This is a genomic window from Mixta gaviniae, from assembly GCF_002953195.1.
Classification (GTDB): Bacteria; Pseudomonadota; Gammaproteobacteria; order Enterobacterales; family Enterobacteriaceae; genus Mixta; species Mixta gaviniae.
On the sequence record NZ_CP026377.1, the window covers coordinates 2,732,404 to 2,758,594 of the forward strand.

The 26,191-nt window shown below is 46.5% G+C and carries 26 protein-coding genes and 2 pseudogenes; 14 read left to right on the forward strand and 14 right to left on the reverse strand.

The window, feature by feature from the left end; all coding sequences use genetic code 11:
* Positions 1–672 precede the first annotated feature (672 nt).
* The 3 genes from C2E15_RS12770 to C2E15_RS12780 all read right to left on the reverse strand — a co-directional run bounded on the left by C2E15_RS12770 (position 673) and on the right by C2E15_RS12780 (position 6,702).
* Positions 673–4,356: a glycosyltransferase gene (locus C2E15_RS12770; RefSeq protein WP_104957703.1), complete on the reverse strand. Its 3,684-nt coding sequence runs from the start codon at positions 4,354–4,356 to the stop codon at positions 673–675.
* Between the two features lie 193 nt (positions 4,357–4,549).
* Positions 4,550–5,524 (reverse strand): flagellin N-terminal helical domain-containing protein, encoded by a 975-nt coding sequence (locus C2E15_RS12775; protein ID WP_104957704.1) that lies wholly within the window; start codon positions 5,522–5,524, stop codon positions 4,550–4,552.
* A gap of 203 nt (positions 5,525–5,727) precedes the next feature.
* The gene (locus C2E15_RS12780; protein WP_104957705.1) at positions 5,728–6,702 is read right to left on the reverse strand and encodes a flagellin N-terminal helical domain-containing protein; all 975 of its coding nucleotides are present in this window, start codon (positions 6,700–6,702) and stop codon (positions 5,728–5,730) included.
* 254 nt (positions 6,703–6,956) lie between these two features.
* Here C2E15_RS12780 and fliD point away from each other — a divergent pair, with 254 nt between their 5' ends.
* From fliD to amyA, 4 genes and pseudogenes are all read left to right on the forward strand, one after another.
* Positions 6,957–8,357: a flagellar filament capping protein FliD gene (gene fliD, locus C2E15_RS12785; protein WP_104957706.1), complete on the forward strand. Its 1,401-nt coding sequence runs from the start codon at positions 6,957–6,959 to the stop codon at positions 8,355–8,357.
* Positions 8,358–8,371: 14 nt separating this feature from the next.
* On the forward strand, positions 8,372–8,773 hold the full coding sequence (fliS, locus tag C2E15_RS12790; RefSeq protein WP_104957707.1) for a flagellar export chaperone FliS: 402 nt from the start codon (positions 8,372–8,374) through the stop codon (positions 8,771–8,773).
* 2 nt (positions 8,774–8,775) lie between these two features.
* Positions 8,776–9,135: a flagella biosynthesis regulatory protein FliT gene (gene fliT, locus C2E15_RS12795; RefSeq protein ID WP_104957708.1), complete on the forward strand. Its 360-nt coding sequence runs from the start codon at positions 8,776–8,778 to the stop codon at positions 9,133–9,135.
* Positions 9,136–9,241: 106 nt separating this feature from the next.
* Positions 9,242–10,749, forward strand: a pseudogene (gene amyA / locus C2E15_RS12800) (alpha-amylase).
* Positions 10,750–10,863: 114 nt separating this feature from the next.
* Here the strand turns inward: amyA and yedD are convergent.
* The gene (gene yedD / locus C2E15_RS12805) at positions 10,864–11,343 is read right to left on the reverse strand and encodes a lipoprotein YedD (RefSeq protein ID WP_104957709.1); all 480 of its coding nucleotides are present in this window, start codon (positions 11,341–11,343) and stop codon (positions 10,864–10,866) included.
* A 211-nt stretch (positions 11,344–11,554) separates the two neighbouring features.
* Here yedD and C2E15_RS12810 point away from each other — a divergent pair, with 211 nt between their 5' ends.
* The gene (locus C2E15_RS12810; protein WP_104957710.1) at positions 11,555–11,878 is read left to right on the forward strand and encodes a DUF6388 family protein; all 324 of its coding nucleotides are present in this window, start codon (positions 11,555–11,557) and stop codon (positions 11,876–11,878) included.
* Positions 11,879–11,975: 97 nt separating this feature from the next.
* Here C2E15_RS12810 and iraP read toward each other — a convergent pair whose 3' ends face one another.
* Positions 11,976–12,275 carry an anti-adapter protein IraP gene (iraP, locus tag C2E15_RS12815; RefSeq protein ID WP_104957711.1) on the reverse strand — a complete coding sequence of 100 codons (300 nt, stop codon included), beginning with the start codon at positions 12,273–12,275 and terminating at the stop codon, positions 11,976–11,978.
* 189 nt (positions 12,276–12,464) lie between these two features.
* Here iraP and C2E15_RS12820 point away from each other — a divergent pair, with 189 nt between their 5' ends.
* Positions 12,465–12,704 (forward strand): DinI-like family protein, encoded by a 240-nt coding sequence (locus tag C2E15_RS12820; protein ID WP_038625468.1) that lies wholly within the window; start codon positions 12,465–12,467, stop codon positions 12,702–12,704.
* Between the two features lie 48 nt (positions 12,705–12,752).
* Here C2E15_RS12820 and C2E15_RS21705 read toward each other — a convergent pair whose 3' ends face one another.
* From C2E15_RS21705 to C2E15_RS12840, 6 genes and pseudogenes are all read right to left on the reverse strand, one after another.
* Positions 12,753–12,893: a hypothetical protein gene (locus C2E15_RS21705; protein ID WP_167391869.1), complete on the reverse strand. Its 141-nt coding sequence runs from the start codon at positions 12,891–12,893 to the stop codon at positions 12,753–12,755.
* 280 nt (positions 12,894–13,173) lie between these two features.
* Complete coding sequence (gene cspE, locus C2E15_RS12825) at positions 13,174–13,386, reverse strand: transcription antiterminator/RNA stability regulator CspE (protein WP_038625465.1); 213 nt, start codon at positions 13,384–13,386, stop codon at positions 13,174–13,176.
* Between the two features lie 459 nt (positions 13,387–13,845).
* On the reverse strand, positions 13,846–13,998 hold the full coding sequence (locus C2E15_RS21710; protein WP_167391870.1) for a hypothetical protein: 153 nt from the start codon (positions 13,996–13,998) through the stop codon (positions 13,846–13,848).
* Between the two features lie 276 nt (positions 13,999–14,274).
* The gene (locus C2E15_RS12830; protein WP_104957712.1) at positions 14,275–14,613 is read right to left on the reverse strand and encodes an MliC family protein; all 339 of its coding nucleotides are present in this window, start codon (positions 14,611–14,613) and stop codon (positions 14,275–14,277) included.
* A 185-nt stretch (positions 14,614–14,798) separates the two neighbouring features.
* Positions 14,799–15,284: pseudogene (locus C2E15_RS12835) on the reverse strand (DUF3916 domain-containing protein); the annotation flags it as partial.
* A gap of 821 nt (positions 15,285–16,105) precedes the next feature.
* Positions 16,106–17,962, reverse strand: coding sequence for an acyltransferase family protein (locus C2E15_RS12840; protein ID WP_104957714.1), 1,857 nt, complete (start codon positions 17,960–17,962; stop codon positions 16,106–16,108).
* 628 nt (positions 17,963–18,590) lie between these two features.
* On the opposite strand from C2E15_RS12840, the gene C2E15_RS12845 reads away from it, so the two are divergent.
* From C2E15_RS12845 to C2E15_RS12860, 4 genes are read left to right on the forward strand one after another with little or no spacing between them, the layout of a single operon-like run.
* On the forward strand, positions 18,591–18,776 hold the full coding sequence (locus tag C2E15_RS12845) for a hypothetical protein (RefSeq protein WP_104957715.1): 186 nt from the start codon (positions 18,591–18,593) through the stop codon (positions 18,774–18,776).
* 42 nt (positions 18,777–18,818) lie between these two features.
* Positions 18,819–19,178 carry a GtrA family protein gene (locus C2E15_RS12850; protein ID WP_104957716.1) on the forward strand — a complete coding sequence of 120 codons (360 nt, stop codon included), beginning with the start codon at positions 18,819–18,821 and terminating at the stop codon, positions 19,176–19,178.
* The gene (locus tag C2E15_RS12855) at positions 19,175–20,095 is read left to right on the forward strand and encodes a glycosyltransferase family 2 protein (RefSeq protein WP_104957717.1); all 921 of its coding nucleotides are present in this window, start codon (positions 19,175–19,177) and stop codon (positions 20,093–20,095) included. The genes C2E15_RS12850 and C2E15_RS12855 overlap by 4 nt, the downstream gene beginning before the upstream one ends.
* Positions 20,092–21,426: a hypothetical protein gene (locus C2E15_RS12860; RefSeq protein ID WP_104957718.1), complete on the forward strand. Its 1,335-nt coding sequence runs from the start codon at positions 20,092–20,094 to the stop codon at positions 21,424–21,426. The genes C2E15_RS12855 and C2E15_RS12860 overlap by 4 nt, the downstream gene beginning before the upstream one ends.
* Positions 21,427–21,430: 4 nt before the next feature.
* Here the strand turns inward: C2E15_RS12860 and C2E15_RS12865 are convergent, their stop codons facing one another.
* The 3 genes from C2E15_RS12865 to C2E15_RS21390 form a co-directional block, all read right to left on the reverse strand.
* Positions 21,431–21,895 carry a hypothetical protein gene (locus tag C2E15_RS12865; RefSeq protein WP_104957719.1) on the reverse strand — a complete coding sequence of 155 codons (465 nt, stop codon included), beginning with the start codon at positions 21,893–21,895 and terminating at the stop codon, positions 21,431–21,433.
* A 26-nt stretch (positions 21,896–21,921) separates the two neighbouring features.
* The gene (locus C2E15_RS21385; RefSeq protein WP_128861356.1) at positions 21,922–22,212 is read right to left on the reverse strand and encodes a hypothetical protein; all 291 of its coding nucleotides are present in this window, start codon (positions 22,210–22,212) and stop codon (positions 21,922–21,924) included.
* Positions 22,213–22,508: 296 nt separating this feature from the next.
* Positions 22,509–22,943: a hypothetical protein gene (locus C2E15_RS21390; RefSeq protein WP_128861355.1), complete on the reverse strand. Its 435-nt coding sequence runs from the start codon at positions 22,941–22,943 to the stop codon at positions 22,509–22,511.
* 1,249 nt (positions 22,944–24,192) lie between these two features.
* Here C2E15_RS21390 and C2E15_RS12880 point away from each other — a divergent pair.
* From C2E15_RS12880 to C2E15_RS21725, 4 genes are all read left to right on the forward strand, one after another.
* Positions 24,193–24,477 carry a hypothetical protein gene (locus C2E15_RS12880; RefSeq protein WP_104957721.1) on the forward strand — a complete coding sequence of 95 codons (285 nt, stop codon included), beginning with the start codon at positions 24,193–24,195 and terminating at the stop codon, positions 24,475–24,477.
* 159 nt (positions 24,478–24,636) lie between these two features.
* Entirely contained in the window at positions 24,637–24,798 is a 162-nt protein-coding gene (locus tag C2E15_RS21715) for a hypothetical protein (protein WP_167391871.1), read from the forward strand.
* Positions 24,799–25,584: 786 nt separating this feature from the next.
* Positions 25,585–25,734 carry a hypothetical protein gene (locus C2E15_RS21720; RefSeq protein ID WP_167391872.1) on the forward strand — a complete coding sequence of 50 codons (150 nt, stop codon included), beginning with the start codon at positions 25,585–25,587 and terminating at the stop codon, positions 25,732–25,734.
* A 188-nt stretch (positions 25,735–25,922) separates the two neighbouring features.
* Positions 25,923–26,099 carry a hypothetical protein gene (locus C2E15_RS21725; RefSeq protein ID WP_167391873.1) on the forward strand — a complete coding sequence of 59 codons (177 nt, stop codon included), beginning with the start codon at positions 25,923–25,925 and terminating at the stop codon, positions 26,097–26,099.
* Positions 26,100–26,191 lie beyond the last annotated feature (92 nt).

Consider the following 26,191-nt stretch of genomic DNA (forward strand, 5'->3'; position numbering starts at 1 on the left):
CGCCTTCAATGTAAGGCGGTTTTGCTTTGATATCCCATAGGGGTACTATAAGCTCGAACTCTAAGAGCCTTCGCCTTACTATTCTTATAATGAAAATTGTTTGTCATCAATTTCATGCTTTTCTAATACCTAACATATTTGAGTATTATCTCTGCATCTACTCTTACTATGCAAACATATTACTCTTTTGAAGAGCGATAATCCTTTCACAACTTATGCTTGAATAAATAGAAAGTTAATGAGCAATTTTATTATTGCTCTTCTTTTTATATGGCCTATAAATTCTGATACTAGCAACTTTGATAGAATTTCTTCTCATCTTTTTTCGCTTATATTCAAACAGTTAACTTAGATGACTAGATCTTAAGCTATTCAATAAACATGTCAATTTAACAAAAAACTCTGTTCTTACATTATACTTTACGCCTCTGATACACCCCTTGGGCTTCCAGATAATATGGTAATATGAATGCCATAGACATAGGTTACTAACTATATTATACCATAAAAAATCAATTCATTATTTATAGCTAAAAATATGTTTCTATGCAAAGCATGCTTTTTGCTATGTTGATTAAAGCTTTCAAAATAACCACGTCCATAGGACGTGGCATAAACTTCTGATAAATAATTTTTTAATGGAAAGGTTTTCTAAAAGATGAAGCTAACTTTTTATTTCGGTAACCATGCTGAGCGCCATTCTTCCAGGCCATTGTCCCTTAAATACCAATTTTGATGTATTTCCTGACGGAGAAGTTCGCCCCGCATTTCCAAACAGTGTTTTTCATTGATATGTTCATTAATAGCAGAAACCCAATCTTTAAATTTGTTACTAACCAGCGTAACAGGTAGGCCACAGCGGTATGGTTCGATATCAGTAGCGATAATCGGCACACCACAAGTTCCTATCTCAAGAAGCCTTAGGTTGCTTTTACACTCATTAAAAAAGTTAATTTCAAGCGGTACCAGTGCCAGATCTAAGTTTAAACTAGCTAATTTCTGAGGATATAAATCAAATGGAACACCTGGATGATACTCACAATTAACGCCCTCGGGCTTCATTCCCATAAAAACCCATTCTACTTCATGTTCAAAATGTTTAATAATGGGTTTTAAAATATCCAGATCCCCACGATGACTGTTTCCACCAGCCCAACCAACACGTATTTTTTTTCCTGTAAACTTTTCACTTTTTAAGTGTCCCCACTGATGTTCTGCTAAACGGTTATGCGCAACACGTATATCATTATGATATGGTTTATAAGCTTCTGCTAATGTATTTGTAGATACAACAACCCAGTCAACGCTTTCCATCACACGCCTGAAATTTTTGATTAAATTTTTCGGAGCGTTCCTTTTAAAATCATTTTTAACCGGCATATTAATCAGAAAATCATCATACTCTGCTACAATCTTAGCAGAACACACTTTTCTATATTCAGTAATTAACCCAGGAATTGCTGATCCAGTTACTAATTCGAGTATGACAACGTCTGGTTGTAGCTGCGCGACTTCCATAGCATCAGCCACACTGTAATGTAATCCACCTTCGATCAGAGAGCGAGCTTCAAGTGCCTTAAACGGTTGTATTATCCTATGGTTTCCACAGCCAAACCAGTTGATATGGTTAGCTAATACAACAGGATATGGTCTTCCAGGCAATGCCGCCTGAGTCCGCGCAGTTCTTGGCGACAGCGTGAAAAGCTTCCCTGATTTAGACATATGAGGATGATAAGAACTATCAGAAAATAGCTTCTCTCCCCATAGACTTTTTAGGTTTTCAATATCTTCCTTGTCTGGACAAGCTTTTACTTTAAATTTTTTGTCAAACAGACGCGAACCCCCACCCATATGTTTTACACGTGCATATGGCGTCCATATATGGAGGTATCCTTGCTGTGTTAACTTCAAAGCAAGATCAACATCTCCATAATAGAAATTAAATACATTCTCAGAAAATCCACCAACTTCATCAAACACATGTTTACGGATCATAAGACATGAAGAGGATAGCGCTGACACATTCCGAACATTATTCAAATAAAAGAGATAACCCGGTTCCGCACTATTATACCCATCAAAAACATTTTCAACGCCATCGTTAACGCCAAGTATAAATCCGCCGTGTTGGATTCTCCCGTCATCATACTCCAGACGGGGACCTACTAATCCTACTTCTGGACGCATAACCTGCTGTAACAAAACGTCCAGCCACTGAGATTGAATAATTTCTGTATCATTATCTAAAAAAAGCAAAATTTCGCCTTTAGCCTCACGAGACGCCTGATTAGCTATTAACGAAAAATTAAATTCAGCATTCATACGTAACACACTTATATTACTAAATATTCCTGCCTCTACTTTTTCCAGAAAAAATAGCATATCTTTGTCCACTGAACCATTGTCAGCAATCACGATTTCATAATTAAGATACCGAGTGTTTTGTAACAGGCTTTCAATACAACGATTCAGTAAAGTAAAATTGTCTTTGTTAATTATAATTATAGATACTAAAGGGTGGTAAGGAAGTATATACTCAATGCTTTGGTTAAAACTTAAACTCCCTTTAGTAATGTTCGCTTGTATGCCTATTCTTGACAGATGCTCACTCACAACACGCTTATTTGCTGTAATAATGTGTTCACTTTTTAGCCATGCATCCCATTCGATACACATTTTCGTTATGACTTCAGGCAGTCTTCCCAATATGGCAGGCCCTTTAATTTCAATAAGTTTCCATGTAAGATCAAGCAAAGCCAGGTCATGGTACATTGGGCCAGCCACTCTGACATTCTTAGCGGCATTAACGTTTATCAACAGATTCCGGCCAATATAGGGATAGCTTCTGAGCAAATCAATATTACAGTCAGGTTTAAGGATTAAACTATCGTTTTTGCTTTCATTAATACTCATCTCATCAAAATAACACACTAAAACTTCTGGGTGACGGATGCTATATTCGAATAACAATAACAGGGCGTTTGAATTAATCTCATCACCTGCTGTAATAAAAAGGAGTGAGTTATGGTTTGTTTCTTCAAAAATACCATTAATATCATTGTATAAATGAGCCTTTAAATTATACTCACTAAATACACTTGGTATTATTTCTTTTTCAGAAAGAAAATACAGGGTGTCTGGTATTCCCACCATACACCTCAAACTTTTAATCGTTAATGCCAAACTTCCTTCATCAGTCGGGTCACAGATAATAACTATGCCTATATTCGCTTGTTCCCTAAAAACGCTTGCATATTCTAATAGCGACCGTTTTCTGGCTTCTGATATTTCTCTTTCTTTTAGCCAGTCTGCCAGGAGATAATCTTTTTGTTCATTCTCTGTCAATGACTTCGCATGTATGCTTAAAGCCAGCACTTGTTTGTTAGTAAAAGACAGCTTACCTGCTCTATCTGCTGGACAATTTATTTCTTCGACAGCCCTTTCAAAAGAGAAGGTCTTTTTAAAATTCTCTTTATTATTAAAAGTCCAAATCCTTGTCTCGGCTAACTCTTCAGTTATAACATTCCAGGCCAGCGTGGCATCGGCTACAGCAGTTAAATTATCACCCGAAAAGTGATGCCGCATGGATTCATGAAAGTTAGAATCGTTGATATATCCATGAAATTTATTTTCGTTAAATATAAAAACAGGTATCCCTAAAGTAAGCACTTTAGGAACCATAAATTCTTTACAAATAACAACATCATATGAACAGATGTCTTCTGGGTAGATATTTTCAACCTCGGTAGTGTCTAACCAATTCAGAGATTTATTTTTATTTTTTAATTCATTTAATAAATCCTCCATGGCTGACGGAAAACTCGAGCCAATATATAACACTTTCTCAATATCCCCTGTCTTTAACTCTGAGGGATATTCAAAGTATTGCTTGTTAGAACAAAAAGGCAAAACTTTGATTCTTTCTGAATCAATGCCTTTTTTTTCCAGGCTATGCTGACTTACCTCGGATAAAGCTATCGATATGCCCGGCGTGTCATTTTCAACGTCACATCCATAAGGAATATAAAGATCAGAATATTCATAAAAATGTCTGAAATAAACATTTATGTCTTGATGGTACTCATTGATATAAGTTGATAACTTCTCAGGGATATATCCTCTGTATACCCAGAGAGCATCATATTTTTCTTTAAAATCTGTAAGATCTTGTTCTATAAAGGTGATATTTCCCGAATTTATATTATTAATGATATTTTTTATCGGTGATTTACATGTGTGCGTATAGATATCAACGCCCCATCCTTTCTCAACATAATTATCAACGACGTCAATCACTTCACTGACAAACATATCGTATTCATTAAGTTTATCAATACTAATAAGAATGTTTTTCATAAATTAACCTTAAAATGGCATCATGAAAGGCACTTAATTTCTAGCGAACCACATGATGGAGAAAGAACAATACTGCTTATTATCTCTCTTAAAGCGATATGCTATCTCGAAATTAGCAGACTAATCTCGTGCTTTTTCCGCCCATAAAAAAAGGCACCCGAAGGTGCCTTAATAGCCGTTGTGGCTAATACGATTAACGCAGCAGGGACAGCATGGTCTGCGGAACCTGGTTGGCCTGCGCCAGTACGGAACTGCCAGCCTGCTGCAGGATCTGCGCGCGGGACATGTTGGACACTTCCGTCGCGTAATCAGAGTCCTGAATACGGCTGCGCGCTGCGGACAGGTTGTTTGTCGTATTGTTCAGGTTGGTGATGGTGGACTCAAAACGGTTCTGAGACGCACCCAGCAGGCTGCGCTGAGAGTCGACAGACTTGATGGCCGCATCAATCGCTTCCAGCGGCTTGGCTGTACCTGTAATGGCCCCACTAGCATCCACGCCGACACCCGCAGTTGCAGCAGCACCGCTGGCATCGATTTTACCCAGCAGAACGTCAAAGCCTTCTGCCTTAACAGTACGCGCGTTGCCGTTGATTTTAATGCTGGCGCTGTCGGTTGAAGCCGTATTCAGGGATGACGTCCCGTCTGTTGCGATAGTACTTGCCAGGTCCCAGCCGGAAGCTGCAGAAACCTGGATATCAATCTTCTCGCCGTCTTTTGCGCCAACCTGGAAGCTGAATTTCTTATCAGCGGCGTTGCTCAGTACTTTGATGCCGTTGAAGTCGGTCTGGGCAGTTACGCGGCTGATTTCTTCCATACGCTGGTTAACTTCAGACTGGATGGAGTCGATGTCAGAAGCAGAGTTGGAGCTGTTCTGCGCCTGAACGGTCAGGTCACGTACGCGCTGCAGGTTGTTGTTGATTTCGCTCAGCGCGCCTTCAGCGGTCTGCGCCAGAGAGATACCGTCGTTGGCGTTGCGTGCCGCTACGCCCAGACCGTTGATGTTGGAGGTGAAGCGGTTAGCGATTGCCTGACCTGCTGCGTCATCTTTAGCGCTGTTGATACGCAGACCAGAAGAAAGGCGCTCGATCGCGGTGCCCAGAGAAGACTGAGATTTGCTCAGGTTGTTCTGAGTGGTCAGCGACAGGGTATTAGTGTTAATAACTGCCATGATAAGTATCCTTAAAGTTTAATTAGGGTTCGGCATTTGGCCTGCGGCTTCATCACCGTCATAAATGTTATCGACAACGTTAAGCAGGACTTTAGATTTTTTTAACGGTTTCTTAAATTAATTAACGACGGTAAAGAGCATAGAAAGCGGTAAAAAAAACGCCCTCGCAGGGAGGGCGTTTTCGACAGCGTAACCGGGAACGATTAACGCAGCAGGGACAGCATGGTCTGCGGAACCTGGTTGGCCTGTGCCAGTACAGAGCTGCCAGCCTGCTGCAGGATCTGCGCGCGGGACATGTTGGACACTTCCGTCGCGTAATCAGAGTCCTGAATACGGCTGCGCGCTGCGGACAGGTTGTTCGTCGTATTGTTCAGGTTGGTGATGGTGGACTCAAAACGGTTCTGAGACGCACCCAGCAGGCTGCGCTGAGAGTCGACAGACTTGATGGCTGCATCAATCGCTTCCAGCGGCTTGGCTGCACCTGTAATGGCCCCACTAGCATCCACGCCGACACCCGCAGTTGCAGCAGCACCGCTGGCATCGATTTTACCCAGCAGAACGTCAAAGCCTTCTGCCTTAACAGTACGCGCGTTGCCGTTGATTTTAATGCTGGCGCTGTCGGTTGAAGCCGTATTCAGGGTTGACGTCCCGTCAGTTGCGATGGTACTCGCCATATCCCAGCCGGAAGCTGCAGAAACCTGGATATCAATCTTCTCGCCGTCTTTTGCGCCAACCTGGAAGCTGAATTTCTTATCAGCGGCGTTGCTCAGTACTTTGATGCCGTTGAAGTCGGTCTGGGCAGTTACGCGGCTGATTTCTTCCATACGCTGGTTAACTTCAGCCTGGATGGAGTCGATGTCTGAAGCAGAGTTGGAGCTGTTCTGCGCCTGAACGGTCAGGTCACGTACGCGCTGCAGGTTGTTGTTGATTTCGCTCAGCGCGCCTTCAGCGGTCTGCGCCAGAGAGATACCGTCGTTCGCGTTGCGTGCGGCTACGCCCAGGCCGTTGATGTTAGAGGTAAAGCGGTTAGCGATTGCCTGACCTGCTGCGTCATCTTTTGCACTGTTGATACGCAGACCAGAAGACAGGCGCTCGATCGCGGTGCCCAGAGAAGACTGAGATTTGCTCAGGTTGTTCTGAGTAGTCAGCGACAGAGTGTTAGTATTAATAACTGCCATGATGGTTTTCCTTTAAAAAATTGGTTCAGATTCAGGCATCTGTTAAAGCGGCTTCATCACCGTCAACCTCATTATCGACACCCCTAAACCAACCTTTAGAAAATTTTTCGAAAAAATCACAAAAGGGCTAAAGCCGGAACTGCAATAAAGAAGGGCTTTTTATCGCGCCATTGATTTTTTTTAGCGGGGCTAATCTTTTGTCGGACACTGCCGATACCCACTCCAGTGATAGTCAACCAACGAAGGATTACAACATGGCAACTGTTAGCTCCCTCGGTGCGGGTACCAGTCTCGATCTGCAGACGTTGTATCAGAGCCTGGAGACATCGGAAAAAACACGCCTGACGCCAATCACCACGCAGCAAAGCTCGTATAAAGCGAAGCTGACCGCGTGGGGCATCGTGCAGACCTCGCTGTCGAAACTGCAGACCGCAGCCAATGCGCTGAAAAAGACCTCGGATATCGCATCGACCAAAGTCAGCAGCACCAATACCGCGTTCAGCGCGACGCTGGCGAATAACGCGACGGCGGGCAACTATTCGGTGGAAGTGAGCCAGCTGGCCAAAGCGCAATCGCTGCTCTCTAAAGCTGCCACCAGCAAAGATACCGATCTGGGCGACAGCTCGCTGGCCTCGCGCACTATTACCATTGCGCAGAGCGGCCAGGCGAAGCCGATGACCGTCACGCTGACGCAGGATCAGACCAGCCTGGCGGATGTGCGCGATGCGATTAACAAACAGCAGGGCAGCGTTACCGCCAGTATCATCAAGTCTGACGACAATACCTACTATCTGTCGTTGACCTCGCGCGATACCGGTACCGCGAACGCCATGACAGTGACTACCGATGACAGCGCGCTGGCGCAGTATATCGGCTATGACAAGAACGCTGCTTCTAACGGCATGACCGAGCAGGTCGGCGCCGCTGACGCCAAACTGACCATTAACGGTGTAGCGATCACGCGCAGCAGCAATACCATCACTGACGCGCCGGAAGGGGTAACCCTGGCCCTGACGAAAACCAACGTCGGCAGCCCGGAAACGCTGACGGTGACCAAAGATAACCAGCCGATGGTTGATGCAGTACAGGCCTATGTCGACGCCTATAACTCGCTGCAGACCACCATCAGCAATCAGACGAAATATACCGCGGTCGAGCAAGGCAGCGACGCGCAAAGCACCAGTAATGGCGATCTGCTGGGCGACGGCACGCTGCGCAATATCCAGACGCGCCTGCGCTCAGTGCTGTCATCGTCGCAAAGCGGCGGTGATATTTCGCTGCTGTCGCAGATCGGCGTAACCCAGGATCTGAACGGCAAGCTGACGGTAGACAGCGACAAGCTGAACAAGGCGCTGAATGAGAAATCGACCAGCGTGGTGAATTTCCTGTCCGGCGACGGTAAAACCACCGGCTTCGCAACGCAGGCCAGCAATCTGCTGGAGTCAATGCTCTCTTCTGAGGGGTCGGTGCAAAAAGCGGAAGACGGCATTAACAGCACGCTGAAGCGTCTTTCTACGCAGTACGATCAGGTAAACACCCAAATCACCGCGACGATGGCGCGCTATAAGTCGCAGTTTACCAGCCTGAGTACGCTGGTCTCTTCCCTGACGCAAACCGGGAACTACCTGACGCAGCAGTTCTCTGCAATGAGCTAATTCGAGGATTAAACATGTACGCGAAATCGGGAATTCAGGCCTACGCACAGGTTGGTGTGGAAAGTGCCGTGATGAGCGCCAGCCCGCATCAGCTGGTGGTATTGCTTTTTGACGGCGCGCTGAGCGCGATGAAGAAAGCCACTATTTTGATGGAACAGGGTGATATTCCCGGCAAGGGCCAGGCGCTTTCCAAAGCGATCAATATCATTAGCAATGGTCTGCGTGCAGGTCTTAACCACGAGGCCGGCGGCGAGATCGCCGGCAATCTCGACAACCTGTATGAATATATGACGCGCCGTCTGCTGCAGGCCAACCTGAATAACGATCTCTCCGCTATCGAAGAGGTTGAACGGTTGCTGAGCAATATCGCCGACGCCTGGAAAGAGATCGGACCTAACGCCGCGCAGGACGCCTGATAATGTCAGATAACCTTGATTTGCTCCGCCGCTATCAGCAATTGCTGATGCTCAGCAATACCATGCTCTCGCTGGCGAAACAGGGCCAGTGGGACGCGCTTATCGGCCACGAGGTCGGCTATCTGCAGGCGGTGGAAAGCATCACGCAGGCGGTAGACGCCGCCGCCCTGCCCGCGGCGGTGCAGTCGCAAATCCGTCCGCTGCTGCGGCAGCTGCTGGATAACGAAACCCTGATAAAAGACCTGCTTGCCAGCCGGATGGATGAGCTGCGCACGCTGGTGAATCAGGGGAGCCAGCAGCAAAACGTCTCTTCCGCCTACGGGCGTTTTTCCGGCAATGTTCTCTATCCTTCCGATCGTTAATCTGCTGCTTTAAGGCGGGAAAGGCGGAAAATTTACGCCTCCCCCGCCCGCTCCGCTTCCGCTGATCCATACTTGCAGTTCAACGGGCGCGAAATGGAGCAAGGATATGCATAACCCCACGCTACTGCAGTTTTTTCACTGGTACTATCCGGACGGCGGTCAGCTGTGGCCGGAAGCGGCCGCGCGCGCCGCCTGGCTGGCGGAGATCGGCATTACCGCGGTCTGGCTTCCGCCCTGTTATAAAGGTGAAACGGGCGCCTGCTCGGTAGGCTACGATCCCTACGATCTTTTCGATCTTGGCGAGTTCGATCAAAAAGGCGGTCGCGCCACCAAATATGGCGATAAGCAGCAGCTGCTGAAGGCGGTGGAGACGCTGCGTCGCCACGATCTCGGCGTGCTACTGGATGTGGTGCTGAACCATAAAATGGGCGCCGACGAAAAGGAACGCATCCGGGTTAACCGGGTCAACCCCGATAACCGCGATGAGATCGATGCCGAAGCGATTGAGGCGGAGGCCTGGACGCGCTTCACCTTCCCGGCACGCGCGGGAAAATATTCACGCTTTGTCTGGGACTATAAATGTTTCAGCGGCGTCGATCATATCGAAAACCCCGACGAAACCGGCATCTTCAAAATCATCAACGACTATACCGACGACGGCTGGAGCGAGCAGGTCGACGATGAGTTGGGTAATTTTGATTATTTAATGGGCGCCAATATCGATTTCCGCAATCGCGCGGTGGCCGAAGAGTTAAAGTACTGGGCGCGCTGGATAATGAATGAGTTGCCCTGCACCGGCTTTCGGCTCGATGCGGTAAAGCATATCCCGGCCTGGTTCTATCAACAGTGGATTACTCATATCGAAGAGACGGCATCGCAGCCGATGTTTTTCGTCGCTGAATATTGGTCCCACGATGTGGAAAAACTGCTGCGCTATCTGCATCAGGTTGAGGGCAAGACGCTGCTGTTCGATGCTCCACTGCAGCTTAATTTTCATTACGCCTCGACGCAGGGCGCGGATTACGATCTGCGCACTCTTTTCGACAATACGCTGGCGGCGCGCGATCCGCTGCATGCGGTGACGCTGGTGGCTAACCACGATACGCAACCGCTGCAGTCGCTGGAAGCGCCGGTAGAGTCATGGTTTAAACCGCTGGCCTACGCCTTGATCTTGCTGCGCGAACAGGGCGTGCCGACGGTGTTCTACCCCGATCTGTTCGGCGCCTGCTATCAGGATGACGGCGACGCGGGGAACAGTACACCGTTGAGATGCCGGCGGTGGCGGAGCTGGAAGCACTGATCCGCGCGCGTCGGCGCTATGCGCACGGCGCGCAGACCGACTATTTCGATCATGTTAACTGTATCGCCTTCAGCCGCAGCGGCACCGCACAACAGCCCGGCTGCGTCGTGGTGCTTTCGAACGGCGATGACGGTGAAAAATGGATTACGCTGGGCGAGGCCCTGGCGGGCAGCGCATGGTGTGACCTTCTTGGCCATCGTCAGGAGCTGGTCACGCTCGATGAAAACGGCGGCGCGCTGTTTTATTGCAACGCCGGCAGCGTGAGCGTTTGGGTCATGGCGGACACGCTGGAAAAAGATGACGGAACATTTTAAACACGGCGGCAGGCCGCGCGTTAAACCGCAGCGGATAACGCAAGCCGGACCGGCAAGCAGGACGCGCCGGTGAGGAGATCATCATGACGCGCCAGAGCGCGTCATGCGGCAGGTTTACTGCGCCGTCTGAGCCGCCGGCTCAGCGAAAACGGCGCGCATGTTATGCGGCTCGATATCCTGAATCACTGTCGCGTCCGGCTGGGCGCTCATCTGCTCCAGCGCCTGCTGACACTCCAGCGTAGGCTGTTCGACTTTTTTTAGCGTCAGCTTGTCGTAGTGCAGCTCGTCGCCTTCCAGCTCCAGCGGCATAACGCGCAGCTGCTTGTTGATATTGACGTACTGGCCATCCAGCAGCGTTAGCTTACCCGGTTTGGCGATGACGCGCTGCCACTGGCGGCAGTCCAGCGTGTCGCCCTGCGCGGTAATAATCAGGCTGCCCAGCGCCCGATCGCTGATCAGCCCGCGTTGCGGGCCGGTAGTTTGCCAGTAACCCTGCAGGTTGGCCGGCGCCGGCGTTTTCACCGCCTGCTGGTATTGAGTAATCTGCGCACAGCCCGTCAGCGCCAGCGCGCCCAACAGCATCCACTTTTTCATTCTGGCTCCCTAACCTTCGTTCAATGGCGGCTACGTTATAATTTTCCCCTGGGCGGCGCAAGATACTTAGGCCCTGAAGCGCGTTATCGCCGCCCGGCACTCGGTGACGCCGCATCGCCTGGCCAACATTCCCGCAAACGACCGCCCCTTTCCTGACAGTCGGCCCGTGTCAGGTTACACTTAAAGCCATTTTGATTTACAGGTTACTTTCATGAAAACGCCCCAGGAATATTACGCCATTGCACGCTCGATGTTTTTATCCGCTCACCCTGATTTTCAGGCGGCGCTGGATGATTTGAAACAGGAAGATGCCGACGCCATGAATATGTCGCTGCCACAATACCGCAGCATGCAGGCAGACAGGCTTTACGCCTCATTTCTGCGCGCCAGAAACCAGGACGCCATCCTATTTTCCATCCAGCTGGCGGAGCCGGATAAAGAGGTGGCGATGCAGGCAATTGAAGCCTATCTCAAAGATCATGCCACTGCGCTGGGCATGACGTGGGAAGAATTTTGCGAGAAAAACGAGCTGTAGCCTGCGGGTGCCGCCCGGCGAATAACGCCGCTAGCGGAGCCTGATACAGGTTTGCCGCGCCGGCGGTTACGCATCGCGCCTGCCGCCGGAACGAAGGTTACATTTTCTGCCGCGTCGGCGCAGAGACCTCATCGACGTAGCGCGTGACCGCCAGCAACCGGTTAATGTGGGTCAGCAGCAAATCGACATCCGACTGCACCACGTCAGATGAGGCCTGCGTCGCCGCGATAACCGCATTGTTGATGTTGGTCTCAATGCTATCCGATCCCTCTTTTCCCGCCGTCAGCAGCAGCGCGGCAATCAACAGTGACTGCGCTTCAACCTGCGCCGTCATCTCTTTCGCCTCCACATCCATTTTTGCCAGCTTCATTAAAATATCAATCACAAGGTTTTTCATCGTTCGTCTCCGCCTGTTTTTATCACCGACATTAACATTCACGGCGTTTACTCTGTATAGGACAATGCGGAAAGCGGCCAAAGCGTGATTTTCTTATCGTGAGGGGCGAAAAATGCATTTGATACTGTTTACTTATCCAGTATGATAGCTGGCGCTTCACGCGGTGCGGAATCAAGAGGATTGCTACCCATGTTTGTTGAACTGATTTATGACAAGCGCAATGTTGCCGGCTTGCCTGGCGCGCACGAACTTATTCTGGAAGAGCTGCAGAAACGTATTCACCGCACTTTTCCGGATGCTGAGGTGAAAGCCAAAGCGATGCAGCGCAACGCCATTGAGAGCGATGCCAGCAAAAGCGACAAATCGATTATTATCCGCATCGTTGAAGAGATGTTTGACGAAGCGGATATGTGGCTGGTGGCGGAATAAACCGCCTGCCCGCATAAAAAACCGCCCTTCGGGGCGGTTTTTTTTCGGTTAGATGACCTGAGTCGGATCCGGGTCGTCGTCGTCATCTTCCAGCGGATCGACACCGTCTTCGTCTGCGATCTCATCAGGCGTTTGGGGTACCGGCTCATCATCTTCCAGCGGATCGACTGCATCAGGGCGCTCTGACATCATAACCTCCAGTAGCCCGACAGGGGCTTAATCAGTATAGGCCGGCGTCACGATCGTCCAGTGAACAAATCTTCCTCTTGCCGCTGAGGTCACAGTTGTGTGAAATCGCCCTTTTTCAGGCATAAAAAAAGCCCACCGAAGTGGGCTTTTTTTCAAACCGGCAAATGATTCATTTGCCGCATTTGCATGTCACGCTGTCGTCATTGCCTTGATGTTTTGCCTTCGCTGCTCGGGTTATTACCGTCATCGCTACCGGAAGGGCTATCAAGACTAAGGCGTCTTACAGCGCAACTACGTTCGTTGCTGAAGGGCCTTTCGCGCCGTTCTCAACAGAGAACTGCACTTTCTGACCTTCATCAAGGGTTTTGAAATCGTTGCTCTGGATAGCAGAGAAATGTACGAATACATCTTTGCTGCCGTCTTCCGGAGAGATAAAGCCGAAGCCTTTTTCAGCGTTGAACCATTTTACTAAACCAGTCATTTTATTAGACATTGATACTTCCTTCTTTCATTGAGGAGCCAGCTTATGTGGCATAAAAGGTCTGTATTGCAGAGAATACTTATTGGGCACTTAGAAGAGGCTCACGAAGAAGGGGTATCTGAGATAACGCTTTAAATGAGGACTGCTTTACTAAAACTGCTTTCATAAGGTCTGTCTTCCAAACCGATGCGCCATTTACTCATGGAAGCCGGTTGAGCGCAAGCTTTATTTTGAATTCTTTCTGAGTGGCTAAGCCTGCAAAAGCAAAAGGGATTTTTCTGCCGTTACGTTATTCATTGTAAAGAAACGTCTGCTCGGCTGCGGCAAAAAAGCGATGAACGGAGAGAAGGCGCGCAGGAAGTCGCTTTTACGAAAGTAAAGAAACGTCGATAAATAACGCGCCGCAACCTGTTTTGCCCTGTTTGAAACGCCCTATGGTTAACAACGTACATCCCGGCGCGGCATGGTCATTTATTCACCACGGGATTGAATACTGAACCAGGCGGACGCCACGGCTAAAAACAGCAGCATCAGACCAAAGGCTGTTCCGCCCATCGACCAGCGCAAAATCGCCCCGACGAAAAAGGCCACGGCGAGGATGGCAAAAAGGATACGTTTGTTCATAAGGCCTCCAGATGCGATCGCTTTGATCGTAGCAGAACCCTCCGCTTATAGAGGTAAAAGCAACGCTGCGCGTGGGAAGTTTAACGCTGGCAGAACGGCCTCTCCTGCAGAGTACAGCAAAGATGCGTATGGATAGTTTGATACTGGCAGAGCGCCCCTCTTTAAGGTGAAAGCAGAGATGCATATGGGGAAAATGAAGCCGGGGCGCTACATTAACCGTAATGGGGATAAACCGGCTTAATACCGGGCGCAGGTATCGGGCGCCCGCCGCGTTACTTAGCCAGCGCTTTTGCACTCGGTAGTTTTATCATCCATCAGCTGAGTAAAGGTGCCGTTATCGCCCTTCGTCCACCATTCGTAGGCGTTGCCTACATATTTCGCGCCGCTGCCAGCGATGACATTGACCATAACGATAGCCGGCTGCTGCCCTTTTTTTACCACCGCCAGCATATTGGGCTGCTGGTTATAGTAAGCAACATCCAGCGGCTCACCATCGCGGCATTGGTAGACGACGTGCGTCGTTTCAGTTTTACCGCCGCCGGGCAAAGCGATCCGCGAACCGCAGCCGACCAGCATCAATGCCGCAACCGCCACACCTAAATAACGTTTGTACATAGCTTTTCCTCAGGCAAGGTTATTTACGGAGCGGGAGTATACCAGATTTTATTATGGGTTTTATCTCGTTTCGCCTGATTAAAAAATTCATCATCAGGAAAATAACATCTATTAATGGTAAAAATAAACGCACCTTAACACAACAAATAACAACCCAGGTAAAATCAATCTCTAACTTTAATACATTAGTAATGACAATGAAATGAAGATCGTTTTTCTCTCACCTTAACAAAAAAATTTAAATAACGTGGTAATATTTTTCTAAAACACCCTGTCATAATAGCATGATTTCCCAAAAAATGATTTTGCGGATCTTCATCAATCTTTATCGCTTCTGTGACGCCCATTTCCTGAAAGCCCACCGCTAAAATCAAGCCCGTCTCATCCGCCAGAGGTTTGCCAATGATACGCCGTGACTCACCATTTTCATCACCGGTAACCTGTTGAAGGTAAATCTCGCTGAACCAGAAACGGATTTCGCTGGTGAACATATCTGACAGACAAACGACACAGGTTGTACGCAAAACTGGAGAGCCGTCAGGTTTCGAGGCAATAAGGTTTGCACAAGCATTAATCATAGCCTGCGCACAGGCGACTTTTTGTGCATTGCTGGCTTGCTTGCCCTGAACAAGATTACTATCTACCGGAATTTTAATATTCCAATAATGTTCATCACCTACATCATAGTGTAAATAGCCATGGCCGACTTCCTCTGACCATCAGTTCAACGCCTTCATCCGGCGGGGAGCATTCCTTATTTTTGTTCTGTGATGTCTGCTAAGCCGCCTCAGTCTTTTTATTTCAGTAAGGATATATAAATTATCTAATTCTGCCTACAATATGGCAGGCAATATGATGAAATAATCATATTAGCAGAGGCCGGGTTGAGTCATGTCATTCTGCATAGTAAACAGATTAGAATCCTGGCAGTGAAAAGCTTTACTTATAGAGCAATAAGCATAATGCGGCGCAGATCCTCATTCATTAACAACCTGACAGGGATCCGCTCGCGTGCGAAGCATTCAGGCAACCTACTACGGTTTGATACGAGCGGGCGCCTGACTTCGTAACCTGCAAAAAATGGCTTACTATGTGTATGGCAAGAGTGCCATCAATAAAAGATTTGTTTACCAGAAGCACCCACTACACCTGCATGTTCATAAAACCACCTCATAGCGCCGCTATCCTGTGTTGGTGCTGGGTGATATGAGGTTTTGCAATGTATTACCGCAAACCGATTCCTTGCCTACCGGGGCTTTGAGTTAATTTGCGGTAATTTTTTGCCCTACATATGCCCTGGCACCATCGATTGCTCACTTAACAAGCAGCAAAGGCTTGGTAAACGTCACAAACCCCTGCATGTCCCAAATTTGTCTCAATAGAGCATACAAAAAACCCGGCACTGTGTCCGGGCAGGTTTTGAGCCATCTATGCGGCAGTAAAGATCTCAGCAAAAAAATCCTACTTGATCAGCTTTCCTCACAATAAAGTATCATCTTGCCTTAAGTAGATCCGTGGGCATATAAGATTTGATTATCTCATTAGCTATAAACTTAGACCCATCATCAGTGGGGTGCCCATAATCCATAGACATCAAAGTATATCCGCTATCGACTCGCGCCCGGCAAACCAATCCATTATTGTCTTTGCATAGCGCATCAAAGATATCTATATACTCATACCATTTAGTAGTCACACCCTTCATTTTGTTGTTAGTTTTTACAATTTCTCTATCAAGATACTTCTCACCGATAAAATAATCCCCATCAGGATAGTTTTTCGCAACAATTAGCGGCAGACTTCCTTTCCATTGAGGTACGGGACCAAGCAATAATACTCTCCTTACGCCCAGTAAATGTAATTTTTCTGCGATAACTTTCCAGTCAGTTTTGTCATGCTGAAATCTTTGGGCCATGACAACGACTTCCGGCTTTATTATAGCAATATCATGAATTGCCTTTTCATTGGAGTAGTTGCATCCTACTGTTGCACTTATTACCCCAGGAAATTTTGTTAGACTAGGTTTGCAGCTTGATGCAGCAAGCTGATTGAACGGAACACTCTTATCCAAGAGGCTTCTTATCCCTAATGACAATGCACCGGCGTGGGAATCTCCCCAAAGAAAAACACCGCCATGCGACTTAGTATCAACACATGACTTATCTATATTCTTTAATTTTTCGCTAGCGTTGCATTTATCCCACATGCCGCCAACGTCAAAATTATATCCGTCATAATGTTCGACAAGTTCGTTTCCTGATGTTTCAGTTATTGGTCTATACAATCCCTTTACTCCACGATCATGATACATAAAAATCGAGAGTGCGAGACACAAAAAATAGAAAAACCAATTTTTTTTCAATCCATTGGATTTGCATGGAGTTTCGATGATTCTATAAGAAGCCCAACCCACAAGCATTGAAATTATTATACCTATAACTCCACTTAAAAAACTAACCCCACCGTAATAGTTATATATAAAAACATATATCGGCCAGTGCCATAAATAGATTGAGTAAGATGAGGAGCCAAGAAATTGGAATGGTCTTAGCGATAGCAAACCATGTTGTGAATATGATGAGATAACCAGCATAGAACCTATGACAGGAAGTAGCGCATTATAGCTGGGCCAGTAGTCTTCGCCATTAAACAAGAATAACGACACAATTATTAGTACGATTCCTATTATCTCAAATTTTATTCCATGCAACTTATTAAGTGGAAATAAAAACACAATCCCGCCAGCCATCATTTCCCAAGCTCTGGTTGGCAGCAAATAAAAAGATGAGCTAACTAAGATTCTCGATGCATAAATACTTATTACAAGACTCACCAAAGCAGCAAAGATAACAATTATTTTTGCTACTTTATCATTAAACACCCTCCTAACAACTAACAAAAAAACCGGGTAAAGCAGGTAGAATTGCCACTCTACAGAAAGAGACCAAGTGTGCAGTAGCCATTTTTCTTCTGCTCCCGGCGCAAAATAGCTAGACTCTTTCCAGTAAACTATATTAGATATAAATAATAGACTGGATGTTGCATGTTTACCAAGAGTCTTAAACTCAGTCGTAAACATATAGAACCAGCCGTAAATAAGCACAACAAAAATCATGGTGAAAAGTGCTGGTAAAATTCTTCTGCCGCGAGCTTTATAGAAATCCCATAGCTTAAACTTACGTTTTGTTATGCCTTCATAGATTATGGCAGTCATCAGAAAGCCAGAAATAACAAAAAAAACATCTACTCCGACAAACCCACTGGGCAGAACGTTGTGATTAAAATGGAAAAGAACTACTGCTAGAACAGCGATAGCTCTTAATCCGTTTACGTCTTTTCTGAACTCCATGCCAAGGTACCCAATCCAACTAAGATTTGGACATGGTATCTACTTGAATGTCATATTTCACTATGCATAAGCAGTTGCTGCACACTACTGAGCATTTTTTACGCAACAACCTTTAAGGTCAGCTTATAGATAAGATCTATACTGGATATAGCTGCCGGGGTCTTGGACACTATTGCCGAGTCAGATCACGCATAATTATATGGTGCCAGCTTGAGATTTGATGATGCACCGCCTAGTCGTGATGCACCTCCAAGATGCATTCCACAGGAATTGAACAATACACGCGCTGTACTTGCAGGATTTACTACGAATGGAGCAAACATCGAATCGGTGAATTTAGACAAAACCACCTCATAGCGCCACTATGCTGTGTTGGTGTTGGGTGATGTGAGGTTTTGCAATGTATTACCGCAAACTAATTCCTTGCCTACCGGGGCTTTGAGTTGCTTTGCGGTAATTTTTTGCCCTACATATGCTTTGGCACCATCAATTGCTCACTTAACAAGCAGCAAAGGCTTGGTAAACGTCGCAACCTCCTGCGTGTCCCAAATTTGTCTCACCTCATGCTTGCCTTCTTCATACTCCCCGTTAAGATCGGACAACTCTCATAAGCATTACTGGAACTATCATGGAAAAGACAAAGGCACTGCTGCTGGAGCTGGCGAAAAACGACATTAATATCAAAACGCTGATTAACAAACATCGGGATGGCGTGATTGACACTGGCACGCTCGTATCATCAGCAATCCTTTGCATTATTGGTGCTAAGGATGATTCAGACGAGGATTTCGATATGGATATGATGACGTGGTAAGCAACATTTGCGCTGCTTCATGGTAAGGGGAAAGTAATCATCATGATCAAGCTTTTCTCGAAGTATTTGTCGGTGGGCGTGATAAACACGGCTCTTCACTGGATGGTTTTTGGAATCTGTTACCTTGCAGGCATCAACCAGAGCTTCTCCAACCTGGTTGCTTTCATTATTGCTGTGACCTTCTCCTTCTGCGTTAATGCGCGCTATACGTTTGGCAGCAAAGTAACGCCCGGAAGATACATACTTTATGTCGCGTTCATGGGGGCCATGGCGGCAGCTGTTGGGTCAATGAGTGATAATCTGGCGCTAAATCCGCTCTTCACGCTGGTGTTGTTTTCGGCGATAAGCCTCGTAATGGGCTTCTTTTACTCAAGATTCATCGTTTTCAGGGACGTGAAATGAAAATATCTCTCGTGGTTCCGGTGTTCAATGAAGAAGATGCCATCCCCATCTTTTATCAAGCCGTTCGCAGAGACTTGACGGCATATGAAGTAGAGATCGTCTTTATCAATGACGGCAGTAAAGATGGCACGGAACGCATTATCAATGCGCTCGCCGTATCTGATCCGCTCGTTAAGCCGCTGTCTTTCACGCGTAACTTTGGTAAAGAGCCGGCGCTGTTCGCTGGACTTGAGCATGCCACCGGAGACGCGGTCATTCCCATCGACGTTGATCTGCAGGACCCTATTGAAGTGATTCCGCAGCTGATAGCCAAATGGCAGGAAGGCGCCGATGTCGTTCTGGCGAAACGCACAGACCGCAGCACAGACGGGCATATGAAGCGTAAAACCGCTGAGTGGTTCTACCGGCTGCATAATAAAATTAGCTCACCGACTATCGAGGAAAATGTTGGCGATTTTCGTCTCATGTCGCGCGAAACAGTCGAACATATCAAGCTTCTTCCTGAGCGCAATTTGTTTATGAAGGGGATTCTGTCATGGGTAGGCGGCCGCGTTGAGGTAGTAGAATATACCCGCGCAGAACGCGTAGCTGGCATAACGAAGTTCAACGGATGGAAGCTGTGGAACCTCGCACTTGAAGGGATCACAAGCTTCTCCACCTTTCCTCTGCGCATGTGGACTTATATTGGCCTCGTTGTCGCAGCTCTGTCTTTTCTGTATGGAGCGTGGATGATCGTGGATAAAGTGCTGTGGGGAAACCCGGTGCGCGGCTATCCATCAATCATGGTTTCCATTCTTTTTCTCGGCGGCGTGCAACTTATTGGTATCGGTGTGCTTGGCGAGTATATAGGGAGAATTTACGTAGAGACCAAACAGAGGCCAAGATTTATAGTTAAAAACCAAAAGGGTTCAAAATGAAAAATATATTAAATATCAGGGTAGAGTCCTGGTTTTTAGCAATACTATGTCTGTTGCTGATAGCGACAACTAAAGATGTTTATATGCTTAATACTGGAGACTTCCAGCGCGCCATATTTCCTTTCATGCCACCAATACCTTCATTCAAACATGACATGACCCTAAAATACCCTCTATATGAGGAGTTTTGGGGTATAGGAAAGTACTCATACAGAAGCACTTACTCCTATATTTTATACTTTGTAGCTGAGGCATTTAAATGGGTAACAGATCAGCTTGACACTCGCATTCTTTCGGCAATGCTCAAATCTGCTTATTTATCCATATTATTATGCCTTTATAGAAAAATAAACGACTACAAGATTGGAGCAATGGATTTAATGGCGTTCCTGCTTCTTTCTGTATTTATGTGTTCTTCATCCAACATAGCTTTCTTTCCATCTTTTTATCAAGAGCAAGTTCTACTCCTGTGCCTCCCTGTCATGGCTATTTCTCTAATAAATCGTGATAATAGCCTTGCAACAACGGCTTTTTTTGTGATTTCAGTATTCGTTATTGGAGGAAGTAAAAGCCAGTTCTTCTACCTTCCTATTAGCTGTATCGTGTCAACCTTATACTTTAGGAACTATAAAAAGACACTTGCCGCTTCATTGCTGATTGCTCAGATATTTAGCATTGCTTTTGTTCTTCACTCTTCCGGAGCAACAAACTATAACAAATATCATTCCGCATATTATGGAATTTATGCATTTGAAAAAATGAATGACATTACTCTACCTAAAGGTGTCGATGAAAAATGCATAGGCATAGATGCGTGGGGCGGGCAGCTTGACAAAGAGCGAGGATCTCATCGTTCAACATTCGGTGAGTCCTGCTATAAAGCTAACAGGAACGTCACGTTTATGGACTCTATAAAAGAGTATATTTCGCACCCTTCTATTATCTTCAAGTTGCCTTTTGATACAATAGTGAAGGATAACCTTGTTACTGATTACATTCACGTAGCAAAGACTATAAAAGTGATAATTGATGACAAGGACTCATGGGCATCAAAATTAACAAGGATAAAAGATGATGCTTTCAGCATCTATCGCATGGCTATAATGCTTGCGATAACATTGTTATTCTTGGTCGTGCCTTCCCTAAGGAAAATGGCAGTCCCTATTGCTTTCGTTGGTATTTTTGGTATATCTCAGTTTTACATATCATTTTTGGGTGAAGGGTATAGAGATTTGTCAAAGCATCTTTTTGGAGTCTCTTTCTCATTTGACCTAATGTTATTCATGGTAGCATCATTTGCAATTGCAAATTTAATGAAAAAGCCCCAATAGGGGCTTATTTACTTACCTTAAGGCGAAGCTTGTAGTTGATACTGAAGGTGTTTGCAGTATTAACTGGCGTCTGCAAGTTGACCACAGTGTCGCTAAAGCTAACGATACCCACAGGGGCGGCAGATGTTGCCTGCCCCTGCGTTCCAATGATAACCCAAGCTTCGACGCCGATTATTTTCCACCCAACCGCTGGAGTGAGCTGTACTCGCCCGTCACCTCCATTAATAGCTTGAGTTGAATACGTCGTAGCATACGATATCCCTTTCCCTTCATATTCATATCCGAATGGTGCCAAAATAAATTTTAGGAATCTGTCGTTTACACGCTCAATACTGGACCAGTTAGCTGGTGCTAACCGCAAATTAGCGCCAAAATATACTGACGTATTTTCAAAAAGAACCCCCGCATTTGCATCGACTGTCACTAAATATGTTGAATTAAACGAAGATGCCGACATATCTCCAGTCATATTCGAAACCTTCAGTCTTGCAGTGTTTAAGCAGTAAAATAGCTATTATCAGTTGATGGCAGCGTAAATAGTTCAGTCCCTCCGGTGAGGGTTGCCATTGACTGGAATGGACCGTGCTTACCCGTTGTATTCAATAATTGATAATCTTGCGTCCAGCTAAGTGCTACTGTTGCTGTTGAGGCATTAGCATAAACATGCGCGCCTTGCCATGCCTCAATACCAAGCTCCTGAATGTCAACGCTGTCGCACTGCCACAGTGTCGCCGCAATGGCTGTTTCATTGGCTGAGTCATAGTTCGAACTACTGGTTAACGCCATATTCGCAACCACTTATGGCAACGTCCACGTCCATTTTAATGCCGTTATTGGCGTGGAACCCAATACTACCTTGATTTTTTGTTGGAGAGCGAGGTGGGACATTACGAGTAAGGCGAAATCCCCTAAGGACAAATTCATCTGCGGATCCAGCATCGGTCGAGTTCATTACTCTTACGATGGAGTCCTGCCCGAAGGAGGGCTTCACTGACGGACTGGAGCGGATCATTGTCGTTCCGCACGGAATCGTGCATTGGATTTATGCTTCCGTACCACTTGCTGTTGATGCCAAGCGTCAGCTAATTAGAGTTGCCAAAATGATATTTCGCGTAATATGGACAATGAACTGGGTACTTCCCTCGGACGTAGTTCTCCGCCGTAACCCCATCATTAGATACATACACATCCCATGACTCATAACCGGCTTCTTCATATACATAGAAGTCAGCATCGCTGGTACCGCTTTTTTTAATGACTAACGGGTCAAATGACAAAACCACATTGCCACCGGGACCCAGTGAAAATGGCTGTTCACTTGCACTGTAATAATTAGGCGCGCCGAGGGCTCTTGATGGCACAGCATAAGATGCCCCCACACCAGGGCCGGGCGAGTAACTAACAACTTTCGTGGCATATCCCTGCGCCGTTCCCGGAATATCTGGATAGCCAGAATATGATTGGGCGAACGCAGAGACAGAAAACGCACAAGCCAACATTAGAATTAATTTTTTCATTTATCATCCTTTAAATTATTGAGGGTTAACATCGCTTCCTTATGAGAAGCAATCCGTGTGGTCGTTGTGATTTAAAGTGACCACGCAGGGTCTGAGTAGCCTCGCAATATGCAAGGCTGAAGGTAAATATTCTAAGAAGCCAGATGCTGTTAGTCTTACCCACAATTATTGGGGCATTGGGAATAGTTATCACGTTAGCTCCAATAAAAAAACCGCCCGGAGGCGGTTATCTCGGTAGTCTTCGAAAGATAATCCTGAACAGATAAAGCATACTTGGGCCAAAGCTAATTACTAACATCACCATCAAGGCATACAGATTAGAGCTTTCTATACCCGGAACCGTCACATACTCAGACAAAGGTGTATACATTATCACCATGTACTGAGCCAGACTGAACATCAGGAATAGGATAACCAATAGCAAAAAACTTTTAAGAGTGAAGTAAATCCAATGTTTGATCCCTATTTTATTGTGGGGCTTTAAAGCACCTTTGTAATCATTGATAAACTCAAGCATAGCAAGCATCCATGTCTTTTAAGTAGTATTCTAAATTACAGCCTTACGAGCCGTTGTGAAAGAGGCTCTCGCTGTGCAGATATACACTCTGCTTAGCTGGCAATGTCCAGCGTCAACTGAAGCTGTTCGCGCCAGAATTCAACATTGGCCTCAATAGCTGGCTTATCCCATCGCCAGCGAGCCATCTCTCTTGCCCCGTTACTTGCTTTTGATTTCCGGTCATCGCGAATGCGGCAGGCTTGCCCAAACTTCTGTTGCTCAGTTAGTTCACCACGAAGCAAGCTATCAATGGGCAGGTCGCACCAGACAGAGAATTTAGGATCGCACTATCGGGCAAAGGCAACTGACAGCTTTGGATGCAGCCATGTACCACCACCTCTGTCTTTGCGTGCCTTGCTGGTTTTTACATACCCGGAATTACGGGTATGTAGAATTTTAGATGGCGAACCTGAATAAACCTCATCCAAGGCTCTCACCTATGCCAGCGTCTCTGCATTGGATAGTCAGTGATCGAGCCGCTTACCGAAGCGAGCCGCGATATCGGTAGCGTTTATCCATCCGCCAGTATCGCCAAATACCAGAAGGTTGGTAACGAAGCTGGGCGCCAGATTCACGCAAACCAGAAGAGGCTCGGTAAGAGCATACCTCTAATATAGCCACAAAATTAAAGTCACCTTCTTTGCAGCCGATAACGCTTATGAGTTGATAGATTCATTGTTAAAAGGAGAGTGAATGAACGCTGAAGAGTCATGGGATGGAGACGTATATAAATTGCCTAAAGAGTATATCGGTGAGGTAATTAAAAGAATCGATAAGCGTGAAATGCTGGGGGTAAAATTTGGTATTACAGGGAAAGGCATCCATCCAAATTACCAGTTAATTTTGATAGATGGTAGCTTTCGTCCCATAAGTGGACAAAATCACAAAAAATTCCGCGATGCTTCTGCGTTTAACGAAGTTAACATCACTGAGATGTTTACCATTGCTCAACTTACTGCCGTCATTCTTAACGGTTAGAGCTTGCGCAAAATAAAAAAGGTCGCCACTGAGCGACCTTTTTTATTACCTGAATTCAGGCCAACACCATGGTTAGCAAAAGAGATTACACACTTCGCTGGGCGGTGATTGTGCTGCTTATGGCAGGTGCTTACGTGACAGGTTACTGGGGAGATTGAGATGGGTGACGAGTCATTCCTGAATCCCGAAGAGGCTGAGGTACTTGTGCAGTTTATCGAGGATAGCGGCATTGAGTATCTGGGAGACAGCTGTGGCGACCGAGGCTCAGACCTTGACGCGTTGATAAATAAGCTGGTTGGCATTGCCAATAGCGGACAGTAACCACTAACAGGAGAGCCATCGAACGGGTGGCAGGACTTGAACCCCAATCACCAGAAAGTGACTGTAGTAATACTGTCATAACACGCCCATTTTGTACTGATTCTAGCTCTTGGTCTCTATGGGTGTGCTTTCCAGGCTACCGTCAGCACTTCGATTTTCGCTACTTATCAAACAGGAATCTGCAGTTACATATGCCCCACATTTTGCGCAGGCAGCGCCATGTCTGGTATGCGTCTGTTGACAATAATCCGTAAAGACAAACTTTTTGCAGCCGCATTGCGGGCAGCAAAAGCTAAGGCTACACATTCTAACCCCCGAGGGTGCTTAACTGGCACCAATAGTTAGATGACTCACTATCTAACCACTAAATCCATATATACAACTAACTTAATCCAAATTATAAGTTTTTTGAACTACTAATTTACGCATAAAACACATCTTATTACCCGTACCTAAAAAGAGTAATGCCGTTGAGTTGATTGATAAGTCAGCTCACTGGTGCTTTCGTACCAGCGCACTTCGGTGCGGCAGAGCTGAGACATAACATTGGCCCAACAGAAATGTCTGGGCCTTTTTTATGCCAACACATAGCTAACCCATTCAACGGAGTATCCCCCTGCAAGCATTAGCATTTGCAGGGGCGGCATCGGGCTGCCCCACTTTTGACGCATTCAAATCTATCGAATTTCACCCCAAGAACATTCTGACCAGCGCCAGCTTCACGCCGCCGCCGCGTAAAATCCTGCTTCAGTGACTGGTTGAGTTCCTCAACAGGAGCGTGAACCCATGACAATGAAAGTTGAATGCAGCCGGGTAGAGACCTGTGCCGGATACCGCCCCGGCATGATGATGGTCACCATGGAAAAGGGGACGCTGCAGGACTTCGACAGCAGGGAGTTGCTGGATCAGATGGACATTAAAGACGTCATGGAATGACTGAACGAACTGGGCCACGCGATTCACGGAGCAGCAGCATGATTTACGACGATTTCTACTTCACCGAGATGATGAAAGCCATCACAGCGCCTCTGATGCAGGAAGGATGACAGATGAGCAGGCAGCGAAGGATGCGATTGCCGATTTCCACACGAAGCATCAACAGGCCAGCATGACGGGAGGTTTGTGTGAAGGTTTATCAGGCTATCAGCGCGGTTGCAAAAGAGGTAGCCGAGAAAGGCATCAGATGCCTCATTGAGCCGGCCATAGAAATCCTTAAAGACCCGATGGCGCTTACCCGCATGAACAAGCCTGTCGACATAGCGGTTCACATTCGCGAGTTCCAGAAGAAAGAGCAGGAGTAATGCACGTTTGTCTTTAACCCAGGCCTCTACGCAATAAACAGCCTGGCCGGAAACTATTATGCAGTTGCCTCGCCAGGACAAACATGGAAAGC

Bases quoted from the DNA above. Each gene is read 5' to 3' on its own strand.
- C2E15_RS12810 (WP_104957710.1), top strand. From the start codon at position 11,555: ATGAAAACGCCCCAGGAATATTACGCCATTGCACGCTCGATGTTTTTA.
- C2E15_RS12775 (WP_104957704.1), bottom strand. From the start codon at position 5,524: ATGGCAGTTATTAACACTAATACCCTGTCGCTGACCACTCAGAACAAC.
- C2E15_RS12820 (WP_038625468.1), top strand. From the start codon at position 12,465: ATGTTTGTTGAACTGATTTATGACAAGCGCAATGTTGCCGGCTTGCCT.
- C2E15_RS12830 (WP_104957712.1), bottom strand. From the start codon at position 14,613: ATGTACAAACGTTATTTAGGTGTGGCGGTTGCGGCATTGATGCTGGTC.
- C2E15_RS12850 (WP_104957716.1), top strand. From the start codon at position 18,819: ATGATCAAGCTTTTCTCGAAGTATTTGTCGGTGGGCGTGATAAACACG.
- C2E15_RS21705 (WP_167391869.1), bottom strand. From the start codon at position 12,893: ATGTCAGAGCGCCCTGATGCAGTCGATCCGCTGGAAGATGATGAGCCG.
- fliD (WP_104957706.1), top strand. From the start codon at position 6,957: ATGGCAACTGTTAGCTCCCTCGGTGCGGGTACCAGTCTCGATCTGCAG.
- C2E15_RS12860 (WP_104957718.1), top strand. From the start codon at position 20,092: ATGAAAAATATATTAAATATCAGGGTAGAGTCCTGGTTTTTAGCAATA.
- C2E15_RS21710 (WP_167391870.1), bottom strand. From the start codon at position 13,998: ATGAACAAACGTATCCTTTTTGCCATCCTCGCCGTGGCCTTTTTCGTC.
- cspE (WP_038625465.1), bottom strand. From the start codon at position 13,386: ATGTCTAATAAAATGACTGGTTTAGTAAAATGGTTCAACGCTGAAAAA.
- C2E15_RS12865 (WP_104957719.1), bottom strand. From the start codon at position 21,895: ATGACTGGAGATATGTCGGCATCTTCGTTTAATTCAACATATTTAGTG.
- C2E15_RS21720 (WP_167391872.1), top strand. From the start codon at position 25,585: ATGACAATGAAAGTTGAATGCAGCCGGGTAGAGACCTGTGCCGGATAC.
- C2E15_RS12845 (WP_104957715.1), top strand. From the start codon at position 18,591: ATGGAAAAGACAAAGGCACTGCTGCTGGAGCTGGCGAAAAACGACATT.
- C2E15_RS21385 (WP_128861356.1), bottom strand. From the start codon at position 22,212: ATGGCGTTAACCAGTAGTTCGAACTATGACTCAGCCAATGAAACAGCC.
- fliS (WP_104957707.1), top strand. From the start codon at position 8,372: ATGTACGCGAAATCGGGAATTCAGGCCTACGCACAGGTTGGTGTGGAA.
- C2E15_RS12880 (WP_104957721.1), top strand. From the start codon at position 24,193: ATGAACGCTGAAGAGTCATGGGATGGAGACGTATATAAATTGCCTAAA.
- fliT (WP_104957708.1), top strand. From the start codon at position 8,776: ATGTCAGATAACCTTGATTTGCTCCGCCGCTATCAGCAATTGCTGATG.
- C2E15_RS12780 (WP_104957705.1), bottom strand. From the start codon at position 6,702: ATGGCAGTTATTAATACTAACACTCTGTCGCTGACTACTCAGAACAAC.
- C2E15_RS12855 (WP_104957717.1), top strand. From the start codon at position 19,175: ATGAAAATATCTCTCGTGGTTCCGGTGTTCAATGAAGAAGATGCCATC.
- C2E15_RS12770 (WP_104957703.1), bottom strand. From the start codon at position 4,356: ATGAAAAACATTCTTATTAGTATTGATAAACTTAATGAATACGATATG.
- C2E15_RS12840 (WP_104957714.1), bottom strand. From the start codon at position 17,962: ATGGAGTTCAGAAAAGACGTAAACGGATTAAGAGCTATCGCTGTTCTA.
- C2E15_RS21715 (WP_167391871.1), top strand. From the start codon at position 24,637: ATGGGTGACGAGTCATTCCTGAATCCCGAAGAGGCTGAGGTACTTGTG.
- C2E15_RS21390 (WP_128861355.1), bottom strand. From the start codon at position 22,943: ATGAAAAAATTAATTCTAATGTTGGCTTGTGCGTTTTCTGTCTCTGCG.
- iraP (WP_104957711.1), bottom strand. From the start codon at position 12,275: ATGAAAAACCTTGTGATTGATATTTTAATGAAGCTGGCAAAAATGGAT.
- yedD (WP_104957709.1), bottom strand. From the start codon at position 11,343: ATGAAAAAGTGGATGCTGTTGGGCGCGCTGGCGCTGACGGGCTGTGCG.